The 26,092-nt window shown below is 44.0% G+C and carries 20 protein-coding genes; 12 read left to right on the top strand and 8 right to left on the bottom strand.

The genetic code is table 11. The features are described 5' to 3' along the window. The first annotated feature begins 49 nt into the window (after positions 1 to 49). From EYR97_RS10845 to EYR97_RS10885, 9 genes are read left to right on the top strand one after another with little or no spacing between them, the layout of a single operon-like run. Complete coding sequence (locus tag EYR97_RS10845) at positions 50 to 1,093, top strand: rod shape-determining protein (protein WP_014947909.1); 1,044 nt, start codon at positions 50 to 52, stop codon at positions 1,091 to 1,093. A gap of 37 nt (positions 1,094 to 1,130) precedes the next feature. Then, entirely contained in the window at positions 1,131 to 2,021 is an 891-nt protein-coding gene (gene mreC / locus EYR97_RS10850; protein ID WP_131093836.1) for a rod shape-determining protein MreC, read from the top strand. Continuing rightward, a complete protein-coding gene (gene mreD / locus EYR97_RS10855; RefSeq protein ID WP_131093887.1) occupies positions 2,014 to 2,490 on the top strand; it encodes a rod shape-determining protein MreD in 477 nt (158 codons plus the stop codon). The genes mreC and mreD overlap by 8 nt, the downstream gene beginning before the upstream one ends. A 31-nt stretch (positions 2,491 to 2,521) precedes the next feature. Beyond that, positions 2,522 to 3,106 carry a nucleoside triphosphate pyrophosphatase gene (locus tag EYR97_RS10860; RefSeq protein ID WP_131093837.1) on the top strand — a complete coding sequence of 195 codons (585 nt, stop codon included), beginning with the start codon at positions 2,522 to 2,524 and terminating at the stop codon, positions 3,104 to 3,106. Positions 3,107 to 3,108: 2 nt separating this feature from the next. Then, on the top strand, positions 3,109 to 4,575 hold the full coding sequence (gene rng, locus EYR97_RS10865; RefSeq protein ID WP_131093838.1) for a ribonuclease G: 1,467 nt from the start codon (positions 3,109 to 3,111) through the stop codon (positions 4,573 to 4,575). A gap of 56 nt (positions 4,576 to 4,631) precedes the next feature. Continuing rightward, positions 4,632 to 8,609 carry a YhdP family protein gene (locus tag EYR97_RS10870; RefSeq protein ID WP_131093839.1) on the top strand — a complete coding sequence of 1,326 codons (3,978 nt, stop codon included), beginning with the start codon at positions 4,632 to 4,634 and terminating at the stop codon, positions 8,607 to 8,609. Further along, positions 8,602 to 9,420 carry a carbon-nitrogen hydrolase family protein gene (locus EYR97_RS10875; protein WP_131093840.1) on the top strand — a complete coding sequence of 273 codons (819 nt, stop codon included), beginning with the start codon at positions 8,602 to 8,604 and terminating at the stop codon, positions 9,418 to 9,420. Before EYR97_RS10870 ends, EYR97_RS10875 begins: the two co-directional genes overlap by 8 nt. Next, on the top strand, positions 9,413 to 10,855 hold the full coding sequence (gene tldD, locus EYR97_RS10880) for a metalloprotease TldD (protein ID WP_131093841.1): 1,443 nt from the start codon (positions 9,413 to 9,415) through the stop codon (positions 10,853 to 10,855). The genes EYR97_RS10875 and tldD overlap by 8 nt, the downstream gene beginning before the upstream one ends. A 46-nt stretch (positions 10,856 to 10,901) precedes the next feature. Then, complete coding sequence (locus EYR97_RS10885; RefSeq protein WP_131093842.1) at positions 10,902 to 11,645, top strand: ABC transporter substrate-binding protein; 744 nt, start codon at positions 10,902 to 10,904, stop codon at positions 11,643 to 11,645. Between the two features lie 124 nt (positions 11,646 to 11,769). Here the strand turns inward: EYR97_RS10885 and yjgA are convergent, their stop codons facing one another. Further along, entirely contained in the window at positions 11,770 to 12,324 is a 555-nt protein-coding gene (gene yjgA, locus EYR97_RS10890; protein WP_131093843.1) for a ribosome biogenesis factor YjgA, read from the bottom strand. Positions 12,325 to 12,396: 72 nt separating this feature from the next. Here yjgA and pmbA point away from each other — a divergent pair, with 72 nt between their 5' ends. Continuing rightward, positions 12,397 to 13,728 carry a metalloprotease PmbA gene (gene pmbA, locus EYR97_RS10895; protein WP_131093844.1) on the top strand — a complete coding sequence of 444 codons (1,332 nt, stop codon included), beginning with the start codon at positions 12,397 to 12,399 and terminating at the stop codon, positions 13,726 to 13,728. Here the strand turns inward: pmbA and EYR97_RS10900 are convergent. Further along, a complete protein-coding gene (locus EYR97_RS10900) occupies positions 13,725 to 14,588 on the bottom strand; it encodes a helix-turn-helix transcriptional regulator (RefSeq protein ID WP_131093845.1) in 864 nt (287 codons plus the stop codon). The genes pmbA and EYR97_RS10900 overlap by 4 nt on opposite strands. Before the next feature lie 212 nt (positions 14,589 to 14,800). On the opposite strand from EYR97_RS10900, the gene EYR97_RS10905 reads away from it, so the two are divergent. After that, positions 14,801 to 17,977, top strand: coding sequence for a beta-galactosidase (locus tag EYR97_RS10905; protein ID WP_131093846.1), 3,177 nt, complete (start codon positions 14,801 to 14,803; stop codon positions 17,975 to 17,977). 118 nt (positions 17,978 to 18,095) lie between these two features. Here EYR97_RS10905 and arcA read toward each other — a convergent pair whose 3' ends face one another. From arcA to EYR97_RS10935, 6 genes are all read right to left on the bottom strand, one after another. Then, complete coding sequence (arcA, locus tag EYR97_RS10910) at positions 18,096 to 18,803, bottom strand: two-component system response regulator ArcA (protein WP_131093847.1); 708 nt, start codon at positions 18,801 to 18,803, stop codon at positions 18,096 to 18,098. A gap of 155 nt (positions 18,804 to 18,958) precedes the next feature. Further along, the gene (locus tag EYR97_RS10915) at positions 18,959 to 20,605 is read right to left on the bottom strand and encodes a sensor histidine kinase (protein ID WP_131093848.1); all 1,647 of its coding nucleotides are present in this window, start codon (positions 20,603 to 20,605) and stop codon (positions 18,959 to 18,961) included. A 124-nt stretch (positions 20,606 to 20,729) separates the two neighbouring features. Then, positions 20,730 to 22,151 (bottom strand): glycogen synthase GlgA, encoded by a 1,422-nt coding sequence (gene glgA, locus EYR97_RS10920; protein WP_131093849.1) that lies wholly within the window; start codon positions 22,149 to 22,151, stop codon positions 20,730 to 20,732. A gap of 168 nt (positions 22,152 to 22,319) precedes the next feature. Next, complete coding sequence (locus EYR97_RS10925; protein WP_131093850.1) at positions 22,320 to 23,402, bottom strand: methyltransferase; 1,083 nt, start codon at positions 23,400 to 23,402, stop codon at positions 22,320 to 22,322. Beyond that, positions 23,402 to 24,121, bottom strand: coding sequence for a tRNA (guanosine(46)-N7)-methyltransferase TrmB (gene trmB / locus EYR97_RS10930; protein WP_131093851.1), 720 nt, complete (start codon positions 24,119 to 24,121; stop codon positions 23,402 to 23,404). The genes EYR97_RS10925 and trmB overlap by 1 nt, the downstream gene beginning before the upstream one ends. A 91-nt stretch (positions 24,122 to 24,212) precedes the next feature. Beyond that, positions 24,213 to 24,917: an alpha/beta fold hydrolase gene (locus EYR97_RS10935; protein WP_131093852.1), complete on the bottom strand. Its 705-nt coding sequence runs from the start codon at positions 24,915 to 24,917 to the stop codon at positions 24,213 to 24,215. A 113-nt stretch (positions 24,918 to 25,030) separates the two neighbouring features. Here EYR97_RS10935 and mutY point away from each other — a divergent pair, with 113 nt between their 5' ends. Beyond that, positions 25,031 to 26,089, top strand: coding sequence for an A/G-specific adenine glycosylase (gene mutY, locus EYR97_RS10940; protein ID WP_131093853.1), 1,059 nt, complete (start codon positions 25,031 to 25,033; stop codon positions 26,087 to 26,089). The last annotated feature ends 3 nt before the right edge of the window (positions 26,090 to 26,092 follow it).

The raw sequence follows: 26,092 nt of genomic DNA on the forward strand, positions 1-26,092 counted from the left end.
TCTCACCTTTGAATATACGCGTTAACACAGAAACAGGAATACACTCTTCATGTTTAAAAAGCTTCGAGGCATGTTCTCTAACGATCTGTCCATCGACCTCGGAACAGCTAATACGCTGATTTACGTTAAAGACCAAGGTATTGTACTCAACGAACCGTCTGTAGTAGCTATTCGTCAAGAGCGTGCAGCGGGGCCAAAAAGTGTTGCTGCGGTAGGTGCCGAGGCTAAGCGAATGCTGGGCCGTACACCAGGAAACATCAGAGCAATTCGCCCGATGAAAGACGGTGTTATTGCCGATTTCTACGTGACTGAAAAAATGCTCCAACATTTTATCAAGCAAGTACACGACAATAATTTCTTACGCCCTAGCCCTCGAGTGTTAGTCTGTGTGCCATGTGGTTCAACACAAGTTGAGCGTCGTGCTATCAAAGAGTCTGCGCTTGGTGCAGGCGCGCGTGAAGTGTACTTAATAGATGAACCAATGGCTGCTGCGATTGGAGCGGGCTTACCGGTTTCAGAAGCAACAGGTTCGATGGTCGTGGACATCGGTGGTGGTACAACCGAAGTTGCAATTATCTCATTAAACGGTGTGGTTTATTCATCGTCAGTACGCATTGGTGGTGACAAGTTTGATGAAGCTATTATCAACTACATTCGCCGTAACTTTGGTTCACTAATTGGTGAAGCCACAGCAGAGCGCATCAAGCATGAGATTGGCGCAGCTTATCCTGGCGAAGAAGTACGCGAGATAGAAGTACGTGGTCGCAACCTCGCTGAAGGTGTACCACGAGGTTTCACATTAAACTCAAACGAAATTCTAGAAGCATTGCAAGAACCGCTAACGGGAATTGTATCTGCTGTAATGGTTGCATTAGAGCAATCTCCACCAGAATTAGCCTCTGACATATCTGAGCGCGGTATGGTATTGACCGGTGGTGGTGCTTTACTGAAAGATCTCGATCGCTTACTAATGGAAGAAACGGGTATTCCTGTGGTCATCGCTGATGATCCACTAACTTGTGTAGCACGCGGTGGCGGTAAGGCATTCGATATGATTGACCTTCACGGTGGCGACCTGTTTAGTTACGAATAAGCAGGAAAGGCAACCATAAGGTTGCCTTATTTGTATCATGGATACTATTTTTACCCGCGGTCCTTCCCTAAATAATCGACTTGCACTGGCATTGGTTTTGTCAGTAGTGCTTATTTTTGTAGATCACAAGCTAGATGGTTTCAAGTCAACACGCGTTTATCTCAATTCATTGATGAGCCCACTTCAGTATATTGCCAATTTACCAGGCCTTATGCTAAACGAAAGCGCCCAGCGACTCACTTCACACGAACAGCTACTTGAAGAAAACAAAAAACTGAATGACCAATTGCTATTGATGAGCGAGAAGCTTCAACAATTTGATGTGATAGCTAAAGAGAACGATCAGTTAAGAGAGTTATTAGAAGCGCCGCTTCGTATTCAATCTCGTAAAGTTGTGGCTGAATTGATGGCTGTCGATAAGAACCCTTACAGCCAGCAAGTGGTAATCAACAAAGGTGCTATTGATGGTGTCTACTTGTCACAACCAGTGATTGATGAAGAGGGTATTGTTGGACAAGTGATGGAGGTCGGTTCAACAAATAGTAGAGTATTGCTTATCGCTGACGTAACCCACGCAATACCTGTACGCTCTCTTAGAAATGATATTCGCTTTATTGCCACGGGTAGCGGTGCGATCAATGAACTGTATTTAGAGCACGTCCCTCACAGTGTGGATATTGTTGAGGGTGATACTCTAATATCATCTGGCTTAGGGAAAGTATTCCCTGAGGGCTACCCTGTCGCTAAAGTAACGCAAGTTATCAGAGATGAAAGTCGCCCGTTTGCTCGCGTTATTGCTACTCCACTTGCCAATTTAGACAGGCTAAGGCATTTGTTACTGCTTTGGCACACGCAAGAAAATCAAAATAAAGCGGATGAAAGTGAAAATGGCAATGACGAGGACGTAGAAGGGGCGAATGATGCGTAAGCGTAACCTTGTTATTTGGATTAGTATCGCCATCGCTCTGGTACTTCAAATTGTGCCCTTGCCTATTCAGGTGGATGTATATCGCCCTGATTGGGTACTAGTGGTCATTGCCTATTGGAGTATGGCTTTACCACACCGGGTTAATGTGGGAGTGGCCTTTTTAACGGGTATTGCAATGGACGTACTAGTAGGTACGACCTTGGGTATTCACAGTTTAGGGTTCAGTATTTGCGTTTATATACTTACCGCAAACTACCAGCGCTTGCGCAACTACTCTGTTTGGCAGCAAGCCATCATTATTGGCTTACTTTCTGCTCTTTATCATTTGCTGACGTTTTGGGTGCAGCATTTGTTAACTGACATTTACTTTCAAGTTGATTATCTATGGCCTGTAATCACTTCTATGGTGTTGTGGCCATGGGTATTTTGGTTACTGCGCCGCACGCGTAGACAGTTTTCCATTTATTGATTGCCCAGAAGTTACAGATAAAGGCTGAGTTATGACAAAATCGGTAGTATTAGCTTCTGCCTCACCTAGGCGAACTGCTTTACTAAAGCAGATGAATATTAAACACCGTATTGTGCCCGCTGATATTGATGAGGCGCCGAGAAAGGATGAAACACCTGTGGCGCTGGTTGAGCGGCTAGCCGCTGAAAAGGCGCTGGCAGTGAAATCTGCACTTGAAGCATCAGGCGAGTTTGCCGATGATGATGTGATCTTAGCCAGTGATACGCTGATTGCGTTTAACGGCGAAAGTGTAGGCAAGCCCACCGATAAGAGTGATGCGCGGCGTATTTTGCGAATGCTATCAGGGAATACTCATGACGTACTTACGGCAATCAGTGTGTTGGATAAAAATAATCAATGTACTGAAACAGTAGTCACACAGGTGACTTTTGCCGCATTGACTGATAACCAGATAGACGCATACTGGGATACTGGGGAACCCGCAGATAAAGCGGGAAGTTACGCCATCCAAGGTATTGGTGGTGAATTTGTGGTGTCGATTAATGGTAGTGCGAGCTCGGTTGTAGGCCTTCCGCTTTACGAAACCCGTCAATTACTTAATGCATTTGGAGTGTAGTTGTGAGTGCTGAATTGCTAATTAACGTTACGCCATCCGAATCGAGAGTGGCGCTTATTGAAAATGGGATTTTGCAAGAGATCCACGTTGAGCGTCATACTAAGCGAGGTCTTGTTGGTAATATCTACCGCGGCAAAGTAAGTCGTGTGCTACCTGGAATGCAGGCAGCCTTCGTGGATATTGGTTTAGAGAAAGCAGCCTTTCTGCACGCTTCAGATATTGTCATTCACAATGAAATCGCAGAAGAAGTGTCGGCTAGTCATATACAAAAGCAAGATATACGTGAATTGGTACGCGATGGACAAGATATTGTCGTGCAAGTTGTAAAAGATCCCATTGGTACAAAAGGCGCACGCTTAACTACAGATATTACCATTCCAAGTCGCTATCTAGTATTTATGCCTTCGGTAACGCACGTGGGAGTATCCCAACGCATTGAAGAAGAGGCCGAGCGTGAGCGTTTAAAAACACTGGTTCAAGAGTTCTGTGATGAAAATGGCGGGTTCATATTGCGCACCGCTGCTGAAGGTGTCGGCACCAATGAACTGCAATCTGATGCGGCCTTCTTACGGCGCTTGTGGGACAAAATTCAGTCGCGAATGAAAAAGCGCAAGTCGAATGTACTTTACGAAGACCTACCGCTCGCTAGACGTGTACTTCGCGACTTCGTGGGAACTGAGTTAGATCGCATTCGAATTGACTCAAAATTATCGTTTCAAGAGTTGCATCAGTTTACGAAAGAATACGTGCCGGAAATGAACGGGAAATTGGAATATTACACCGGTGATCGGCCAATTTTCGATTTGTACGATGTGGAGAATGAGGCACAACGAGCACTAGAAAGGCGTGTTGACCTTAAATCTGGCGGTTATCTTATTATTGACCAAACAGAAGCGATGACCACTATTGATATTAATACTGGCGCGTTTGTAGGTCATCGTAACTTAGAAGAAACTATCTTCAATACTAATACAGAAGCCACACAGGCTATCGCGCGCCAATTAAGGCTGCGCAACTTAGGTGGAATGATCCTCATCGACTTTATCGATATGATTGAACCAGATCACAAAAGGAGGGTCTTACATTCACTAGAAGTAGCGACGAACAAGGATAGAGCCAAAATAAATATTCACGGTTTTACTGCTTTGGGGTTAATTGAAATGACCCGTAAACGCACCCGTGAAAGTATCGAGCACATCTTGTGTGGCGAATGCCCTGTATGTAAGGGCCGTGGTACAGTAAAAACCATTGAAACCATTTGCTTTGAAATTATGCGTGAAATCGTTCGAGTTAATCGAGCTTACGACGCTGATAAGTTTGTGGTTTATGCCTCACCAAAGGTTGTTGAAGCCCTAATGGGTGAAGAGTCTCACATGCTGGCCGAGTTGGAAGTGTTTGTGTCGAAACAAATTAAGGTACAAACAGAAACTTTGTATAATCAGGACAAGTACGACGTCGTCATGATGTAGTGCCTTAACAGTTGTAAAGGCATTGATTTCAAAGGCACAGATTCTTAAGGCATAGTGTGGCAAATTTTTCGTCAGTGGCAGCTTACTTACTTAAAAAGTTCTGGCTGTTACTTGCCGTTTTGCTCGTGGTTTTTGCACTGGTGTTAAGTGCAGCGAGATATGCGCTTCCGCATATCGAGCACAATAAACATCTATTAGAAAACTACATCAACGAGCAATATGGTGTAAACCTAACAATAGACAGTGTACATGCAGTGTGGCAACGCAATGGGCCAAGCATTGTACTCAATTCTGTGTCTTTAGCTAAAGACAACGCGTCACCTGTTGCACTTGATATCCGCCAGATCTATGTCGAATTGGATTTCTGGCAATCCTTACGTCACCGTCTTATCTCTTCAAATCGCTTTGAACTTCGCGGTCTACAATTAGATATTGATGCAGATAGACTCTCTGGCGACTCAAAAAATAATTTTCCTGTCGTAGATGCACTAGAGCGGTTGTTTTTAGAACAGCTTCAGAGCTTTTCATTGGAAGGCGGCATGGTGTCTATTACCCGACAAGGTGAAACCAACGTATTGGATGTCGAGAGCTTGTCGTGGAACAACGTGGATGAGCGACATCAAGGTTTAGGCTTAATGAAAGTAGCGGGTTTGTCTGCTAATTCGGCCTCTTTTATTGTTGATATCGAAGGGACTCGAGACGATTTTGAAGGAGTGTTCTATGCAAAAGCAGAAGACCTAGATATATCGCCTTGGGTGAGTGACTTCATCAATATCAAACGCCCTCTTGCGCAAAGTCGAGCCAATTTCGAAGTATGGTCCAATTTTACTAATAGTAGCGTTACGAGCGTGCAAGCACAGCTTCACAATAGTTTGTTGCAGTGGGGAGATGACAGAATAAAAACCGTTACTGGCATCACCAATGGCAGCCTTCAAGCGCTTCCTACGCCAATGGGGTGGAATATTCGCGTTGACCAACTCGTACTTAACTCAAGCAATGAAACTCTCACCACCGACCTTATAGGTAGTGTCAATCGAAATGGCGATGTGCTTATTAATACGGTTAAACCGGTCCAAATTAATCCATTTTTGCTTCTCTTACCTTTATTTATGGATGACACCAGCGAAGATGAAATTCGAGCACTTAACCCCAAGGGCGAACTGGCAACACTGCAATTTCATCTTAATAACGGTGAGCCAGAAGTTGCAGCGAAAGTTGTCGACCTACAATGGTCCCAAACTGAAAAAGTGCCGGGATTATCATCTCTGGATGTAGATTTTTACTGGTATAACAATAATGGTGCTGTTTATCTATCAAGTGAACACAGTGTTATCACTGCCAAAGGTAATATTAAGAAAGACTTGTATGTTAATAAGCTGAATGCCGACCTGTTTATTTATCCGCAAAGTGAAGACGGTGCCGAGAATGGCAACACACCTTCACAATGGCTGATAAAAGGGACTAACATGCTTTTAGATACAGACAGTATTACTGTACACCCGCAAATTAAGCTGAATACGACAACGGGTTTCTTATCACTATATGTTGACGTTGAACCTATAGCGGTAGAAGGGGTAAGTGATCTATTTCCTTCGTCAGTCATGGGAAGTAAAACTGATGAGTATCTCACTCGCGCTTTTGTAGGCAAAGGCGATATCGAAAATGCACGTATTTTATGGCATGGCCGTACCAAGGATTTTCCCTTTGATGATAATTCGGGGATATTTCAAGCGTATGTTGATATTAGTCAGGGCGATTTTCTCTTTGCACCAGATTGGCCTGCGTTAAACGAGTTAGACCTGTCTTTGTACTTCGTTAACAATGCACTAGTAATGGAAAGTGAGAGTGCGAAGTTAGGTGATATGAAGATAAGTAATATGTCTGCAGCTATTCCTAGCTTTAAACCTGGATCACATTTGCTAATTCACGCCAATGGTAAAGGCTCAGGAGATGCACTCACCGAGTTAATGATGTCATCCTCCATTAAGGATTCTTTGGGTAAAGTACTGAAGGATGAGGTGCAGGTACAAGGCGATTTATCGGCGGATATTAAGTTGGACATTCCCCTTAATGGCAAAAATATAGTGGCATCGGGCACAGCGAAATTGGCTGAAAATGCCATTTATATAACCCGAACCAATATGCTATTTGAGCAGGCAAACGGCGCTATTTCATTTGAAAATGGCAATATAAACGCAAAGGGTATAACAGCATCATTTTTAACACAGCCTATCAATTTAGCATTCGAAGGTGTTCAGCAAGACAATTATGATCTGAATGTCAAAATGGATGGGCGTTGGCATGTTCATCCACTGACCAATTATGTGAATACAGAGCTTGCTGATTTTATTGATGGTGAAACCCAATGGCAGGCTGATGTTAACTTAGCGCTTTCACACAGTGACTTTTCATACAAAGCGACACTGAATGCTGATTTAACTGCTACAAAAAGTTTGCTTCCAGCACCCTTTGACACGCCTGCGGGAACCAGTTTACCCCTGAGTATTTCGAGTGAAGGCGATAGTATTGCTTCGAATGTTAGGGCTACACTGGGCAAAAATATCCGCTTTAGCGGTGTTTTGCCTCATCAAGAAATGCAATTTTCTCGGGCGCATTTGGCGCTAGGCAACAGTGAAATCAGTAATATCGGTACTGGATTTAGTATAGCAGCCAATTTACCCGAAGCAGATGTGCACGAGTGGTTTAATACCATTGATATGTTAGTGTCGGGCAAAGGTCAAGTCGAGCAATCAGTTGCATCAAGATCTACAGCATCTGAAACCAATAACACAAAGCGAAATAACGCTAATATCTTTGGTACGCCGTCGCGCATTTTCGCAAAAGCAGACAAGCTTAAATTTGCCGACTACACCATCAAAAACGCGGAGCTTAATGCTACTGAGCGAGATAGAGATTGGATCTTAGATGTGACATCCGCTCAAGCAAGAGCAACGGTTCGAATTAACAGTGACTTGGAACAGCAAGGCATAGACATCAACGCAGATTATCTTTCGTTGGATGCACCTGAAGAAGATCCAATAGTGGTGAGTGATAGCAATAGTTTAGAAAGCGAAGTTAATGCAGAGATCGCTTCTTCACCTTATGACATCGACCCGACCACCTTACCGCCTATTTATTTTTACTGTCAATCTTGCAGTGTACACGGTATTAATTTAGGCGAAATTACCTTAGATATTGCGAAAGAAAGCAAGGGGCTCGCAATAAGGCAGCTGTTAGTTAAGTCACGAGATACCAACATTACTGCAAGTGGAAATTGGAGAAAGACCGGCCAAGGTATAGCGACAGAGCTTACTGGTACATTAGCATCACAAGACGTAGGGATGATGCTTAAAGAGTACGGTGTTGAGTCGGGGATCAAAGACTCCCGAGCAGATGTAGACTTCAACATCAACTGGCCAAATGCACCTATGGATTTTGCACTGGCACAACTCAATGGAGATGTAAATTGGTCGTTGTCTGATGGATATCTTACCGAACTGAGTGATAAAGGTTCGCGTATTTTTACGTTGTTTAGTCTAAATTCATTGGTTAGGAAGCTGAGTTTAGATTTTAGAGATGTTTTCGCGAAAGGCTTCTTCTATGATGATATGGGAGGGTCTTTGAGTATCGCTAAGGGGAAGGCGTATACTGATGACACTGTCATTGACGGTGGTGCTGGAGAAATTGAAATTACGGGGTTTACCGACTTAGATACCGGTGAATTGAATTACAACGTGTCTTTTGCTCCGAATGTTACGGGCAATTTACCATTTCTAGTCTATTTTTTAGCTACGCCACCTACAGCGTTAGCTGCGTTAGCGATAGACCAAGTACTAACATCGGCGAAAGTTATTTCGAATGTAAACTATAGTGTGACAGGGACAATTAAAGAGCCTAAATTCGATGAAGTTGAGCGCAACAGTAAAGATATAAGCTTGCCTACACAGAACGCGCCGCTACCAGAAAATCCACAAGACAGACCGCTAACGGAAGATGATGTGAAGCGTCTTAAAGTAGAGATGATCGATGGTTAATCTTGTTGCAATTCAGATGACATCAACGCCAGACGTTGAAGATAATTTAAATGTTGTTGCCGAAGAAATGGCCCGCGCCGCTATTAAAAAAGATAGCTTAGTAGTATTACCTGAATGCTTCGCGTGCTTTGGTGGTAAAGATAAAACACAATTGGCAATAGCTGAAACTAAAGGGGAAGGCTATATTCAATCTCGGCTTTCGTCGTTAGCCAAGCAATATCAATGTTATGTAGTGTCTGGTACTTTTCCCCTTGTTACTGAAGACGAAAACAAGTTCTCCGCCGCTTGTCTGTTGTTTGGCCCAGATGGTCAACTTTTAGCTGACTATCGCAAAATTCACATGTTCGATGTATCGGTAAACGATACTACAGGAAGCTACAAAGAGTCGCGTACAACAGAACCTGGTGATAGTGTGGTTACAGTTGAGACGCCAATAGGCAACATCGGACTTGCAGTATGCTATGATGTGCGTTTTCCGGGTTTATTTACTGCAATGGGAGATATCGACATTTTGGTATTACCTGCCGCTTTTACTCAGCGTACTGGAGAAGCGCATTGGCATGCGTTATTGAAGGCGAGAGCTATAGAAAAACAATGCTTTGTTGTCGCGGCTAACCAGACAGGCATTCATGCCAATGGGCGTGAAACTTACGGGCATAGCCTTGTATTGTCACCTTGGGGTAAAACTCTTGCTGAGCTTAAGACCGACAAAGGCGTAGTTGCAGCAAGTGTTGATATTGCAGAAAGAAAAACCATCAAACAGAATATGCCGGTTGCCGAACATAACCGATTCAGGAGTCACTTTGTTTAAATCTGTAGAGCGTCATTTATTATCTGACTCAGGGCTGGATATAACTAAGCTAGAGAAAGCGCTAGCCACTATTCATCGTCATGACACCGATTATGCCGACTTGTATTTTCAGTCAAGCCAACACGAGAGTTGGGTGCTTGAAGATGGCATTATCAAGGAAGGCAGCTACAACATTGAACGCGGCGTAGGTGTTAGGGCTATTAGCGGTGAAAAGACCGGCTTTGCTTACTCTGACGAAATTAGTGAAGAAGCATTAAACAAGGCGTGTAAAGCTGCTCGAGGTATAGCCCCTAATGGCGGCACACTAGAAGTTGCAGCATTAAATCAACACGCTGTTGCGCCTCGCTACAGTGAAAACAATCCTATTCTTGCTATGCAAGATGCTGAAAAAATCTCCCTGCTGAAAGCGGTTGATACCTATATTCGCAAGCAAGAGCCTTCAGCCAATCAGGTGGTGGTTAGCTTGAGCGGCGTGTACGAAGAAATATTGGTAGCAGGCAGTGACGGTACATTGGCCACAGATATTCGTCCGCTAGTACGTTTAAACTGTTCTGTTTTACTTGAGCAAGGTGATAGACGTGAGCGGGGCTCAGCTGGTGCTGGTGGCCGTTATGCGTATTCGTTTTTTCAAGCTGATGAAAATGGCAAGCCTTACTACGAAGGGCTCGCTGATGATGCACTGCATATGGCAAGAGTTAATATGCAAGCTGTGGCGTCCCCAGCTGGTGCCATGCCTGTTGTGCTAGGTAATGGTTGGCCAGGCGTGTTATTGCATGAAGCAGTAGGGCATGGGCTAGAAGGCGACTTCAACCGTAAAGGTGCTTCTACATTTAGCGGTAAAATTGGTCAACGTGTTGCGGCTAAAGGCGTAACGGTTGTGGATGACGGTACATTAAGCGATCGTCGTGGCTCATTGTCTGTCGATGATGAAGGAACGCCTACTGCGCACAATGTGCTTATCGAAGATGGTATCCTTAAAGGATATATGCAAGACAAACATAATGCGAAACTTATGGGTGTTGCGCCAACGGGAAATGGTCGTCGTGAGTCATATGCACATTTACCTATGCCAAGAATGACCAATACTTACATGCTGGAAGGGCAGCACGATCCGCAAGAAATTATTGCGTCTATCGATAAAGGTATTTATGCACCGAATTTTGCGGGTGGTCAGGTTGATATCACATCTGGGAAGTTTGTGTTTTCAAGTGCCGAAGCATACCTTATTGAAAACGGTAAGATTACCGCGCCAGTGAAAGGCGCGACATTGATTGGCAACGGCCCTGATGTAATGCAAAAGATATCTATGATAGGTAATGACACAGCGCTAGATAAAGGTGTTGGCGTTTGCGGCAAAGACGGTCAAAGTGTACCTGTAGGTGTTGGTCAACCAACGCTTAAAATCGATGAATTGACGGTAGGTGGCACTGCTTAGTTTCATCTGCAGCTTCATACAAGTTCTGGTTTAACAAAGTAACAGTATGGTGATGAAACTATTCTTGGCTAGCGCGCTTTTCGTAATATTGATGGTAGGTTGCCAAGTGTGCAACGCCAACACTTATGAAGACTCGTGTGCTGTGACGCTTAGAATAAGTGTTCTTGATGATTGGCCACCTTATTCATGGAAAAACGAAGCAGGTGAATATCAAGGAATAGATGTCGACTTCGTAACTTCTGTATTTTCCAAGTTGGGTTTTTGTTGGGCGTACAATACTTATCCATCATCAACAAGGGCGTTCAGAGAGCTTCAAAAGGGGAATGTGGACGTTATCTTTGCTGCAAGCTATTCAGAAGAGCGTGCACAATGGTCGACTTTTAGTGTCCCTTATCGAGTGGAAGATATGAGAGTAGTGCGCCATATCAGTGACAAAAGCACTAACTGGAGTAATAGTAACTCTACTATTGTCGTTAATCGTGGAGGCTACTATGGCGAACTGTTTGAACAGTTCAAAGAGCAGTGCTCAACGTGTGTGTATGAATCTAATGCTGCCTACGAACGTCTTAACATGGTGCAGAATAAACGAGTAAGGTACGCGTTAGAAGACTACGCTGCTACTACATATATAAAGAAACAGCACAATCTTGAAGAGATCGAAGTCTCAGGCGAAACCATTCACTCCAGTGATATATTTTTGATGCTAAGGCCCGATGCGTTAACATCAGAACAACTAGAACTATTGAACCGCCAACTAGAGCAGCACAGCAAAGATCTGCATATGCACTGATAAAGGTTTGTGGAAAGTACAGATGCTTTCCAACAAGTTTCTTGTGAGGATTTGCCTGCTTCGCAGCTGTTAATTAAAGTATAGCCAAATTAACAGCTACTTTATTCACATGGCATAAACTAGGTCAATCTTCGTGAATAACTTCTTTTAAATACTGAAACAGCTCTCTAAACGCTTTGGGTGGTGCGTTTTTCTCTCGCTCTTTTTTAATTTGTCGATGAAACTGTCTCAGTTTTTGCCTATCAAGTTCAGGGTATTCTTCAATTAGCTTTTGAATGGCTGAATCACCTTGCGAGATAACGGCTTCACGGGCCTTTTCAAGTGCGTGAAATGCAGCATTGCTTGCTTGGTGTTGATGGGTGATTTTGGCTAAGGCTTCTTCAATGGGTGCAGTATCACGTTGGCGCAGTACTTTTCCAATAAACTGAAGTTGACGTCGATAACCGTCTTTCTTCTTGTTAATTCTTCGAGCAATAGCCACCGCGTCAGCAAGCTCTTCATTCATAGGAATTGTTGCAACGTGTGCATCAGTAAGGCCTACCAATGTCTCACCTAACTTGTGCAGTTCCTTTGCCTGACGTTTTAATTCCGTTTTGCTGATTTCCTCTTCTTCGAAGCTATCAACGGATTCATCTTCAAAGTAAGGATCTTCAGGAGAATTGTATTTCTGATCACTCATTTCAAACTCATTAGTGTTACACTTTAGCTAAATTGTAACTATCACAGTCGAATTAAGACAGCGAAACTTACTATGCAAATTGAGCAGCAGTTAGCCGACATACAAAATGTCGTAGATGATGTACTGAAATTAGCCTTGTCTAAGGGCGCGACACAAGCCGAAGCCAGCATGTCGAAAGTACAAGGCATTGCCGTGTCTTCACGTATGCAAGAAGTTGAAAACGTTGAGTTTACCAACGATGGTGGACTTGGTATTAGCGTGTATGTTGGCAAGCGTAAAGGCAGCGCATCGACCGCCGATTTAAGCAAAGCGGCCTTAACTCTAGCGGTAGAAAAAGCAGTAGATATTGCTCGCTATACAAGTGAAGATCCATGCACAGGTTTGGCTGATGCCGAGCTTATTGCCACAGAATTCCCCGATTTAGATTTGTATCACCCGCAAGAGTTGGATACAGAAAAGGCCATTAAGACAGCCATTGAGGCTGAAGCGGCTGCCATGAACTACGACTCGCGCATAACGAACTCAGATGGTGCATCGTATAACGCCAATTTAGGCATGCGTGTTTACGGGAATACGCACGGCATTAATGCTGGTTACCCAAGCAGTCGTTATTCATTAAGTTGTATGGTTATCGGCTCTGAAGGCGATGATATGCAGCGAGACTATGCGTATACCGTAGACCGTCAAGCGCCCTTACTTAAATCTGCTGTTTCCGTTGGGCAAGAAGCCGCGAAAGCCACGGTCGAACGATTAGGCGCACGTAAAATCAATACGGCAAACGTACCTGTAATTTTACACAGAGATATCGCCTCTAGCTTATTTGGACATTACGTTGGTGCAATTAGTGGTGGTAGTTTGTATCGCCGTTCTAGCTTCTTACTCGACAGTTTGGGTAAGCAAATATTTCCCGAGTGGCTAAATATTGAAGAGCGACCTTTTATAAAAGCAGGGTTAGCAAGTTCTAGTTTTGATAATGAAGGTGTTGCGTGTTCAGACATGACAATTGTGGATGCGGGTTGTCTAGCTACGTATCTGTATACCACTTACTCTTCGCGTAAACTAAATACCAAATCCAACGGCCATGCTGGAGGTATTCACAACTGGCTAGTGGGTGATACCGGTCATTCTGACGCAGAGCTGCTCAAAGAAATGGGCACAGGTTTATTGGTAACTGAGCTAATGGGGCAGGGCGTTAATGGCGTAACCGGTGACTATTCAAGGGGCGCGGCGGGCTTCTGGGTAGAAAACGGCATCATTCAGTACCCTGTACATGAAGTTACCATTGCTGGAAACTTACGGGATATGTTTAGCGGTATCGTTGCCATTGGCGCAGAAAAAGATGTTCGTGGCAGTGTGCAAACAGGCTCTATTCTCATTGACCAAATGAAGATAGCGGGCAGCTAAGCGTTGATTCCATGCTGTTCGCGATACGCTGAAGGCGATAATCCCACTGATTTTTTAAATCGCTTTGAAAAGGTAAATACATTGGCGTACCCCACATAATGAGCAATGTAGGAAACGGGCCATTGGGTGCTGACGAGTAAATTTTTAGCCCGTTGCATACGCAAATGTATAACTTGCTGTTTAGGGCTTCTGCCATAGTTCTTAATACATAGTCTGTGAAGGTGAGGGGCCGAGTAATGCGCCTTCTCACTTAGGTTCTCCATGTCCCACTCAAACTGTAATTGTTTGTCTACGGCGGAAAATAGTGCTGCCAATCGCGAGGTGTGCCGGTCTTTAATTTGTAACTTATTGCTAGCAGCCGAACGGTTGTTTAGGGTTAGTTGACGCAGATAGTGCGATACAATCTGCATTGCAGCACGTCGATTATCGCTATTGCGCTCTAGGTACAATAACTCCATCGCAAAATGCAGCCCCTCAAGCGCTGCGTGGTCAATTACTGTTGCTATATCTTTCGGGAGCGATTGCCACATATGACTATCAGATAAATTGAGCCAAATAATATCCCAATGCTCGCTCACGATCTTCACTTCGAAGCTTTGCTTGGCGGGTAGTATTATTAATTGCCCATCATTCAACGGAAAATTACCGCTTGGTGTACGAAAAAAGCCTTCACCTTTCAGTGAGTAAAATAAGGTGTGGTTTGGCGGTGAAACACGGCCAACTACATAATCGCCTGATAAGTTTGAGCAACCCGCAAGCTCAATATCAAGTGTGGCAATTTCTGGCGCATTACTACTGTCAATAAAGCGTTCGAAACAACACTGGCCAATATTAACAATGTCACTGAAAGAAGGTTGCATAATTGTAAAATGATAGTTTTGGATAAATTGTTGAAAGGATAGAGCATAAAGGAAATCTTAATTGTCCGCTATATTTCAGCAATATCCATAGCCCATACGCGTTTTAATATGATTGGTTTTGACTAAAGCAATCTGCTTAAAGCGTACTTTAAGTTATATAAAGTAAAGGGCTACTTGCTTAGGCAAGAGAAACTAATCAAAAAGGAAAAGCGATGACAACCGTTGCGCAAATAGTGGCACAAAATGACTGGCAAAACCCCGTTGTATTTCAGCGTAATCGCATCAATGCGCATAGCCCACATAATGGGTTTCGCACCCTAGACGATGCAATTAATGGCAACAATGCTCAAAAATGCAGTTTGAACGGTGAGTGGGATTTTCGTTTATTTGATGCTCCTCATCTGGTTTGTGAAAGTCTTCTCGACAAGGCGCTTTCTGCAGAACAAGCGGCTCAATGGCATTCTATTTCTGTGCCCTCTAATTGGCAGTTAAAAGGCTTCGATAAGCCTATATATTGCAACGTGAAGTACCCATTTGCTGTGAATCCGCCAATTGTACCAAGTGACAATCCTACGGGTTGTTATCGCACCACGTTTAAGGTTACTGACGAAACGTTAGCGCAGCGAAATCATATTGTATTTGAAGGGGTAAATAGTGCATTTCACTTATGGTGTAATGGCCACTATATCGGCTATTCGCAAGATAGCCGATTACCTGCTGAGTTTGACTTATCTTCGGTGTTAGTTGCTGGTGAAAACCGCTTGGCTGTCATGGTGATTCGTTGGTCTGATGGAAGCTACTTAGAAGATCAGGATATGTGGTGGCTAAGCGGCATATTTCGCGATGTCAACTTGGTTTCAAAACCTCGCAATCATATTCAAGATGTCTTTGTTACACCTTCTCTGGATGCTTGTTATCGCGATGGCAAAGTGGCGGTGCGCACCGCTATTAAAGCACCACCCACATACAAAGTTGGTATTCAGCTGTTTGATGCACAAAAGGCTGTGACTGAAGAAGTCATCACCGGTACCAACAATAAACGCATTGATGAAAAAGGCGGGTGGGATGATGTGGTGTTCCAGTATCTTAATGTGACTGCGCCCAAACAGTGGACGGCTGAAACCCCAAACCTCTACCGACTTGTTGTTTCGCTTATTGATGAAGGCGGCGAAGTTGTTGATCGTGAAGCTTATAATGTCGGCTTCAGAACAGTAGAGATAAAAGGTGGTCAGCTGTTGGTCAATGGCAAGGCGGTTCTTATTCGTGGTGTTAACCGACACGAACATCACCAAGAGAAAGGCCATGCTATTAATGAAGACGATATGCTTGAAGACGTTAAACTGCTTAAGCAAAACAACTTCAACGCTGTGCGAACAGCACACTACCCAAATCATCCCCGTTGGTATGAGCTATGTGACGAATATGGCTTGTACGTTGTCGATGAAGCAAATATTGAAACCCACGGCATGTTCCCCATGGGGCGTTTGTCTCGCGACCCGCAGTGGGCTGGCGCATACATGGCGCGCTTCACCCAAATGGTAGAGCGAGATAAAAACCACCCGTGCATTATTATTTGGTCGTTGGGCAACGAAAGTGGACACGGTCCAACTCACGATGCCATGTATGGATGGGCCAAGTCATTCGACCCTTCACGTCCTGTTCAATACGAAGGTGGTGGTGCAGATACAACAGCCACTGACATAATTGCGCCTATGTATTCTCGAGTGGATACCGATGTAGCCGATGAGGCAGTACCAAAATGGGCAATTAAAAAATGGTTGTCGATGCCTGGAGAAAATCGCCCACTTATCTTGTGTGAATATGCACATGCAATGGGTAACAGTTTAGGTAGTTTTGATAAATACTGGCAGGCATTTAAAGAATTCCCGCGATTGCAAGGTGGTTTTATTTGGGATTGGGTCGACCAAGGCTTAACCAAATACACCGATAGCGGTGAAGCGTACTGGGCGTATGGTGGCGACTTTGGTGACACTGAAAACGATAGGCAGTTTTGTATCAATGGCCTACTTTTCCCTGATAGAACACCGCATCCACACTTACATGAAGCGAAGTATTGCCAGCAGCATCTGCAGTTCTCTCTAGCTCAGCAAGCAGAGGGTTTAGCCTTAACTATTACCAGTGACTATTTATTTAGACACACTGATAACGAGCTTTTGCGTTGGAGTGTGCTGGAAGATGGTAAATCAATATTGGATGGTGAGCAGGTGCTCAGTGTTGCACCACAGGCACGGACAAGCATGCTAGTAACACCGAAAATTGAGTTTAAAGCTGGTGCAAAATATCACCTCAATATTGATGTAGTGTTGGCTAAGGATTGCCCTTGGGCAAAAGCTGGTCATGTGATGGATACAGCGCAACTGCCACTTAATAATGAAGCGGGCATATCGCCTTATAAACTCAGTCTAACTGATAGCAACGATTTTACACATGCTTCTCTTGCAAAAGAGAAAGTAAGTGGTGAGTCATCGTTATCGGTTGAACGGGCTGAAAATGTTCTCACCATCACTGCAGCACAGAATGTATTTAGTTTCTGTTGTAAAAGCGGGCTACTAACCTCGTGGTTAGTCGAGGGTAATGAAAGATTGAGTGCGCCTATTGAGGATAGTTTTTTCCGAGCACCTCTTGATAACGATATTGGAGTCAGTGAGGTGGACAACCCAGATCCCAATGCGTGGGAGTCTCGCTGGCGTCGTGCAGGAATAGGTCAGTGGGAGCGAGTGTGTACAAGCGTTGATGTACAGCAAAGTACAATGGATGTACGCATAATTGTGATGTGCGAATACCATTTCGAGAATAAGCTGGTTGCAGCCACTAAATGGGTGTATAGCATTAATACACAAGCAAAAGTGAATATAGCGGTTGAAGTATTGCTAGATGATAGCCTTCCGCCTATGCCACGTATTGGCTTAAAAACAGCGGTTTCTGCGTTTAATACCTATGCAGTTAACACAGACGTGGATCGCGAAGATGAGCTTACGGTTACATGGCAAGGTTTAGGCCCCCATGAGAATTACCCAGATAGAAAAGCAGCGGCACGTTTTGGGTACTTCAGTGAGCGTTTGAGCAATATGCAAACCCGTTATATTTTCCCTACTGACAATGGGCTGCGTTGTGATTGCTTGGCACTGGATGTAGCTGGGTTACATATTTCGGGCAATTTTCATTTTAATGTAAGTGAGTACGGGCAAGCCCAACTTGATAGTGCAAAACACACATCGGATTTAACACCAAAAGACTGTGTGTTTGTTTATATTGACCATGCACATATGGGCGTTGGTGGTGATGACTCGTGGAGCCCGAGTACGCATAAAGCCTTTCTACTTGAAGCAAAACACTATGCTTATTCTGTGGACTTAAGTGCTTCTTAGGTAGGCTAATTTAAGCGCATGATTCGCCCTAACAAAGGGCGAATTTCAATATAAAAAGAAACAAAAAAGCCGCTAGCAAAAACTAGCGGCTTCTAAACTGTGCTACGGCTTTAGTTTATTAACCATCTACTTGACCACAGAAGCGGTAACCTTCACCGTGAATGGTCACAATCAATTCTTCATCTGTAGGATCTGATTCGAAGTGCTTGCGAATACGACGAATAGTCACGTCTACTGTACGGTCATTCGGGCGCAACTCACGGCCTGTCATTTCCATAATAAGCTGTTCGCGGGTAAGTATTTTTCCTGGGTTGCTTAAGAATAAGTGCAACGCGCGGAACTCACTGCGCGGTAAACGGAATTCCTTACCACTTGGTGAAATTAAAGAGCGGCTGTCGCCATCTAATGTCCAACCGTTAAAGCTTACGCGGCTTGGTAAATCGTCATCTTCTGAAGAGTTAGTTGTGCGCGATAACAGGTTGCGAGCGCGGATAGTTAGCTCGCGTGGATTGAACGGCTTAGTTAGATAGTCGTCTGCACCAATTTCAAGACCAAGAATACGATCTACGTCGTTGTCACGGCCCGTTAGAAAGATAAGACCTACATTTTTACGGTCGCGTACTTCACGCGCAAGAATAAGTCCGTTCTTACCCGGTAGGTTAATATCCATGATAACCAGGTTGATTGCGTGATTCTCGAAGAAATCATGCATTTGATCGCCATTTTCAGCTTCAAATACATTGTAACCTTCCGCTTCAAACAAGCTTTTAAGCGTGGTACGGGTTACCACTTCGTCTTCAACAATTAACACATTTGGCGTTTGCATGGTGTTCTACACTCTTTCTAAATATACGATTTAAGCAACTAACTGATTAAATTCTAATATTCATAGACTTGATTGCAAGTAACTTATGAATAAACTTAATACAATGGTATTGGGGTTAGCCAGTAAAATTCAAGCAAAGTTCATACTTTATGTAACTAGTCGGATGTTTTAGCATTTGTGACGGGGAAAATTATGACAAACTCCACGCCTTTGCCTTCCTCGCTGGTGATCGAAATCGAACCATTGAGTCCTTGAGTTACCAAGTTATATACCAAATGCATTCCTAATCCTGAGCCGCCTTGACCACGTTTAGTGGTGACAAAAGGATCGAATATCCGTTTTCGAATCTCAGGTGGAATGCCTTTTCCGTTGTCGGTATAAACTAGCTTTAATTTATTACTGCTTACCAGTTCGGCACGAATATCAATCGTACCTTCTTCTATATTTTCAAATCCGTGAATAACCGAGTTCATAATAAGGTTAATCAAGATCTGATTTATTGGGCCAGCCTTCGTTTCAACACTTAAGGTAGGGTCACAAATTAGGTTGATGTTGTGCTTTAGTTTTTTTAGTCGAGGCTGCAACGACAATAGTATCTCATTAACTAGCTGTGCAACGCAAAAACTTCGACTCGATTCTGACGTTTGATCCACCGCAACTTGTTTAAAACTTGAAATTAATTCAGCTGCACGGTTCAAATTGCGATAGATAATATTGAGGTTTTCACTGCTCTCATCTAAAAAGCGCTTCATGGCACTGGCTTTAAGCGTTTTGTTTTCAAAATCTTTTTGAATAACGGCAAGACGGTCAAGCATCATGGTTGATGCCGTTACCCCTAGACCAATTGGCGTATTTACCTCATGAGCTACGCCGGCAACCATGTCGCCCAAGGATGCCATTTTTTCGTTTTGAACAATTTGCCGTTGGAATTGATGTAGTTTTTCCAACGTTTGTATGAGTTCTTGGTTGGCGTCTTTAAGGGCCGTTGTTCGATGGTTTACCATATCTTCAAGACTGGCGTTAAGCTTGCGATGTTGTTCTTCAGCCTGTCGTTGCTTTTGCATGTATTCTTGCATGCGAAATAGCATGACGTTTACCGCATCAGCCAGTATTGCTAGTTCATGAATGGTAGAGCCCTCGGCACGCGCTGAGTAATCACGCTGTCTAGAGGTACGCTGTAAAAAGTTGGCAATTTCTTCCACCGGGCCCGTTACCACTCTTTGCATTCTTACCGCTGAATAAAAACTAATGCCCAGTAGCAGCAAAGCAACGGCTAAGTTTAGCCAAATAGATTTGCCAACCAGTTGATTGAAGTTTTCTGAAGACACACGTAGATAAACCCAGCCAAGCTGGATGTTTGATTCTTCGTCAAAGACTTTGGTGCTAACTTCTAGATAGTGACCGGTATCTGCCAATTTGGGGGTCAAGAACAACGCCGACAACTGGTTTTCTTTTCCACCTAACAGTAATTGACCTTCTTTGTTAAATGATGCGAATATCTCTGGTGGACTTTCAGTGTCCTGAATTATGTATACATGGGCGTTTAAAACATAGTCGGCAGCACTTAAGTTTTTGAGCGCGTCTTCAATACGTTCAGGAGTATCGTCGTATAAATAAGTAGCAGAACTTCGTGCCACGAGTTTAGCCAACACAATGGCATTTGATTCAAGCTCATGACGATAGGTTTTTATTTGGGTGTAAATAGATAGGCCAGACAAAACGGCGAGTGAAAAGGCGGTAATAGACATTACGACCCATAAAAATAGGCTGCGAATTGAGAACTTAACTACTTTATCTGTCATGTCCGTCTTTTCATGCTATCTATCGCATCTTCCATCATTCCATATTGGCGCATAATTACACAAAAAGAAAGATAGTATTAAACAATAATTAATGTGTTATCAACACACTTGTTACAGACATTATTTATTTCGCAATTGTTTGATAGAGTTGCTGATAGCTCAATGCAGACGCTTCCCACGTAAAGCGCGTATTCATGCCTCTTACTTGCATCTCTCTGAACTTGGTTGGATCTTCATAATACGCCAGCAAAGCGCGGCGGATACATGACAGCAAGGCTAAAGGGGTTGGTTCATCGAACACGAAACCCGTACCACCATCGCAGCTAAAGTCAACAACCGTATCTTTTAAACCACCTACTGCGCGAACAATAGGCACAGTGCCATAGGCCAAACTGTACATTTGGTTCAGGCCGCAAGGTTCAAACTGCGACGGCATAAGGAAAAAGTCAGCGCCAGCTTCGACCAAATGAGCGTGCTCTGTGCTAAAGCCATTAATAAACGCAAATTGTTGTGGGTGCTGCTGAGCGAACTCACCTAAGTCCATGCACACTTTAGGGTCGCCGGTACCTACAATTACAATTTGAATTTTGTGTTTCACCAAGTCGTCTAGGATAGGCAGTATATAACCAAACCCTTTCTGGTCGGTTAGGCGACACACCATACCAACTAGAGGAATGGAAGGCTGCTGGGGCAAAGAAGATTTCTCTTGCAAAACGCGTTTGCACGCTGTTTTTGGGTGTAAATTTTGAGCGCTGTAATTTTCGGGTAAAAAGCTGTCAGTTTCTGGATTCCACTGTGTGTAGTCGCAACCGTTTAAAATTCCGCTTAAATCATTGCTTCTATTCACTAGCCGCTCGTGTAGGCCGTGACTGCCTAAGTCCGTTAATAGCTCACTTGCATAATTAGGGCTAACGGTGGTGACTTTGGTTGCATATTCAATACCGCTTTGCAGCATATTGATATAGCCACCATGCACTTGAGCCAAGATATTCGGGTGATGACGCAAGAACGGGATGGTATCGAGGCGGTGTACGCCTTGGAAAGCCGCATTGTGAATAGTGAATACCGTGCGGGTTTGATCAAAATACCCTGACTTATCGTGGGCAAGCAAAAAGGGTAGCATGGCGGTGTGCCAATCATGGCAGTGAATAACATCAGGCTTTCTGTCAATTGCTTGAAGGGTTTGTAAAACTGCACCACTAAAGAAGCTGAATCGCTCACCATTGTCTTCATAGGCGTCGTAGGCATTTGAATATAAACCGTCACGCATAAAATGTTCAGGTGAGTCGACAAAATAAACCGGTATATTTTGAAATTCCATGTGGCGAATATCAAAGTGATACACTTTGCCTTCGGTAAACAGTGTTTGCTTTTCTGTCACACAAGGAAGGTTAAGCTGGTCTGCTAACACCTTATAATAGGGCATAACAATGGCGACGTTGTCACCAAGCGCGTGAAGGGCAATCGGCAGCGCTTTACCAACATCGGCGAGCCCACCTGTTTTTACCAGTTCTTCTACTTCTGAAATCGCAAATACTATGTTCACAGGCAATCCTCTTTAATGCATGAAGTGCAACGCACCAGCAAAAAATTCACCAAATATCCCGAAAAGATGTCGACTTATTGCTATATGAGTAAACACTCACGTCATTAATTCAACGCGAGTGTTTTAGGCAAGACAAATTAAGTTAGCACAACCCGTGGCGTTTTTTAATTATAAAGCCGCTTGATAGACTGAAAATTGCGATGTTTGTGCTGTGGTGTATACCGTAGGAAATTGCTCAGCTAGTAAACCAGGGTAGGGTAGAAAACGATTAGCGACCATCTGCATGGTTCCCTTGGAAGTCAAACGCTCTTTCGCGTCGGAAATGAAGCGCTTGGTGATGGTGTAATCGGTTTTAATACCTGTGTGAAACGGAGGGTTGGTCACCACGTGTTGCACTTTTTGCGTAATACCATGTAAGCCGTCTGCCGCATATAAAGTAGCTGCCAATTTATTTTCGTGCAAGGTGAGCGCACTGCAATACACGGCAAGGGCACTAACATCGGTTAAATACAGTTTTACATGTGGGAATTTAAGCATGATGTAACTGGCGATAACACCCGCACCACACGCAAAATCGAGGATATCGCCGCGAAGTGTGGTAGACATCTTCTCAAGCAGCAATTGGGTGCCAGCATCTAGCTCTTTGTAGCTAAATACGCCAGGCATAGAAGCGATTTCCCACTCAATACCATCCACACTGTACGTGTTAAAGTTTGTCCAATCACTTGGGTCAAATGCAGCGTGAGGCTGCTCTACAATCACGGTGATTAGGCTGCAATGTCGTGCAGAATCGACCTTTTGCGTAGCACCGTATTGTTGCATAAGCTTGGCAGCGCTTTTTATTCCGCCTTTGTTTTCACCCACAACGTGAATGCGGCCATGTTGACCTACCATGCTCGCAGCCAAGCGAAGTAACATTTGAAAGTGGGTTTTGGCTTTTGGTAAGAACAGCATTACATCGGTATGCGATTTTTCCATCGTCACAAAGGGGGCAAAAATATGGGTGTGATTACCCACCTTTTGTGTGACCTCGAAGCCTTTAGTGGTGATATCTCTGCTGTCGAAGGTGACTGATGGGATCACGCGAACACTTTCAGAAAAAACATCAAAAAATTGATGAATTGCTGTAACTTCTTTTGATTTTAAACTATCTAAAAAATAGGCATCAGATGGGTTGATAAATGCCCATTGCCCTTCATCGAAAAGGGTGATGTTTCGCTCTAACAGCTGGCTTTGAGGAGATAGAATCATTACTTAGTGCGCTCGTAAATTAGGTCCCATACACCGTGGCCAAGCTTTTGACCGCGTGTTTCAAACTTAGTAATTGGGCGATAGTCTGGGCGTTCTACATAATTTCCGTCAGTTGCCGTATTTGTGTAACCCTCAAGGCTATTCATTACTTCTGCCATGTGCTCTGCATAATGCTCCCAGTCTGTTGCCATGTGGAAACATCCGCCTATGGCTAGTTTTGAGCGCACAAGCTCTGCAAATTCGGCTTGCACAATGCGACGTTTATGGTGGCGTTTCTTGTGCCATGGGTCGGGGAAAAACAACTGCAAGCGAGACAAGCTACCATCGGGTATCATATTTTTAAGTACTTCAACGGCGTCGTGTTCCATAACACGCAAGTTTTCTACGCCTTTTTCGCCAGCGTCAGATAAACAAGCACCTACGCCAGGACGATGTACTTCAATACCAATGAAGTCTTTTTCAGGGGCAGCCGCTGCCATTTCAACTAATGACTTACCCATACCGAAGCCAATTTCTACCACTACTGGCGCGGTACGACCGAAAAGTTCAGCTAACGATAGGGGGGCATTAACGTAGTCGATGCCCATACTTGGCCAGTAGTCTGCTAATGCTTTTTCTTGTCCTTTAGTAAGTCTGCCTTCGCGCTTAACGTAGCTTTTTACCTTACTTACATATACACCAGCGGCTTCTGCTTCCGCCTGACTTTTGAATTGCCTCATATGCAATGCCTTACTTACCCAATTTTCTGGTGGCGCATTATCCACTTACCTGCATCTTATGCAACGGCATAATGGCAAAAATGCTGTATTTTTAAACGCTAATTTGTTTTGCCAAAATAGCCGCCAATGCGTCAACTTGTTCTAGAGGGATCATATGCCCTGTATCAGTAAGTTCATGCAAGGTGGCACGTGGAATGGCCTTAATAGTGTGCTTTATACTCGCTGCTGGAGCTATATTGTCTTGCTGCGCAGCAATAAAGGTTATCGGTACATTAATCTTTGCGAGCGCTTGCGTCGTATCTTCTCGTGGCGTGGTTGCCAGTGTGTGATTGAGCAGCGTGTTTTTCCCTAAATCTTGCGCCATGGCTTTGACCACATCTACAACGTTTGTGTCATCTAAGCGCGAGGGGTGAATAAAGCGCGCTAGGTAGGCATCGTTGTTAGGGTTAAAACTCCCTTTTTTAAGCATGGTGGTTAGTTGTTGGCGCTTGGAAATTTCGTCTTGCGTTAACCCTTCAGGGTTGTAACCAATAAGCGTGATTGAGGCAATATTTTGAGGTTTTAGTTGAGCGAGTAACGCGGCAATGTAACCGCCCATCGAATAGCCCACAAGATGGACTTTTTCATCATCGAGAATTCGGTCTGTGCTCAAAGCAAGCATATCATCTTTGGTTGAAGCCCATTGCAAAGGAACATAGCGCCGCTGGTAGCCAGAAAATGCTTGCCACAAAGGCAAAAAAATACGCTCATCACACAAAGTGCCAGGAAAAAACAAGACAGGGTGTTGTGCCGCCACGCGGGCTCCTTAGCTAAACATTAATAAGATACATGCTACCATAGCGCGGCGTTTTATAAACAACTGCATGGGCGATAGTTGCAAGCAGTTATTATTACAAAATTTAAGAATTTATGAGCGAACAGGAAAGTAAAGTGACCGACAGTTTTGCCCAACGTGTATTGGCATGGTTTGATCAGTATGGTCGCAAGCACTTGCCATGGCAACAAGATATTACCCCTTACAAAGTGTGGGTGTCTGAAATTATGTTGCAGCAGACACAAGTGACCACGGTCATTCCTTATTTTGAGCGGTTTATGACGTCGTTTCCATCCGTTTATGCGCTGGCTAATGCATCGCAAGATGACGTGCTTCACCATTGGACTGGATTAGGTTACTACGCCAGAGCGCGCAATCTTCACAAAGCTGCAAAAGCGCTGGTGGATGAGCATGGCGGTGAGTTTCCCAATGACATTGACGCTGTAGTGGCGTTACCTGGTATTGGTCGCTCTACTGCTGGGGCAATTCTATCGTTGTCACGCAATGAACGTCACCCCATATTGGATGGAAACGTGAAACGCGTTTTAGCCCGTTACTACGCAATTGCGGGTTGGCCAGGCCAAAAAGCGGTGGAAAATGCCTTGTGGGAAGTGGCCGAAAAAAACACCCCACTTGAACGTTGTGGTAATTACACCCAAGTAATGATGGATTTGGGGGCAATGGTATGTACGCGAAGCAAGCCTAAGTGCGACATGTGCCCCCTTCAATCTGATTGCATTGCTTATGCCCAAGGCGCGCAAGCAGATTACCCGGGGAAAAAGCCTAAAAAGGCTTTACCGGTGAAATCAACCTTCATGATGGTGGCGCAGTTTAATCAGCAGGTGTATTTAGAACAGCGACCACCAACAGGTTTGTGGGGGGGCTTATATGGCTTTATTGAGGTGGCGTCTGTTGAAGAAGGTATAAGCACACTTCACGGTAAAGGTATTGAGGTAGCCGATATTCAAATGCTGGAAAGCTTCAGGCATACATTTAGTCACTTTCATTTAGATATAACCCCTGTGGTTGCCGTGGTAAACTCGACACCAACGAAACAGGTGGCAGAAATTGCATCGAAATGGTTTATGCTTAATGAACCTATTGAAGTAGGGCTGGCAGCCCCCACAACTAAAATCATCAAACAATTGGTTTAAGGA

Origin of the sequence: Alteromonas sp. KUL42, from assembly GCF_006538325.1 — a bacterium.
GTDB lineage: Bacteria > Pseudomonadota > Gammaproteobacteria > Enterobacterales > Alteromonadaceae > Alteromonas.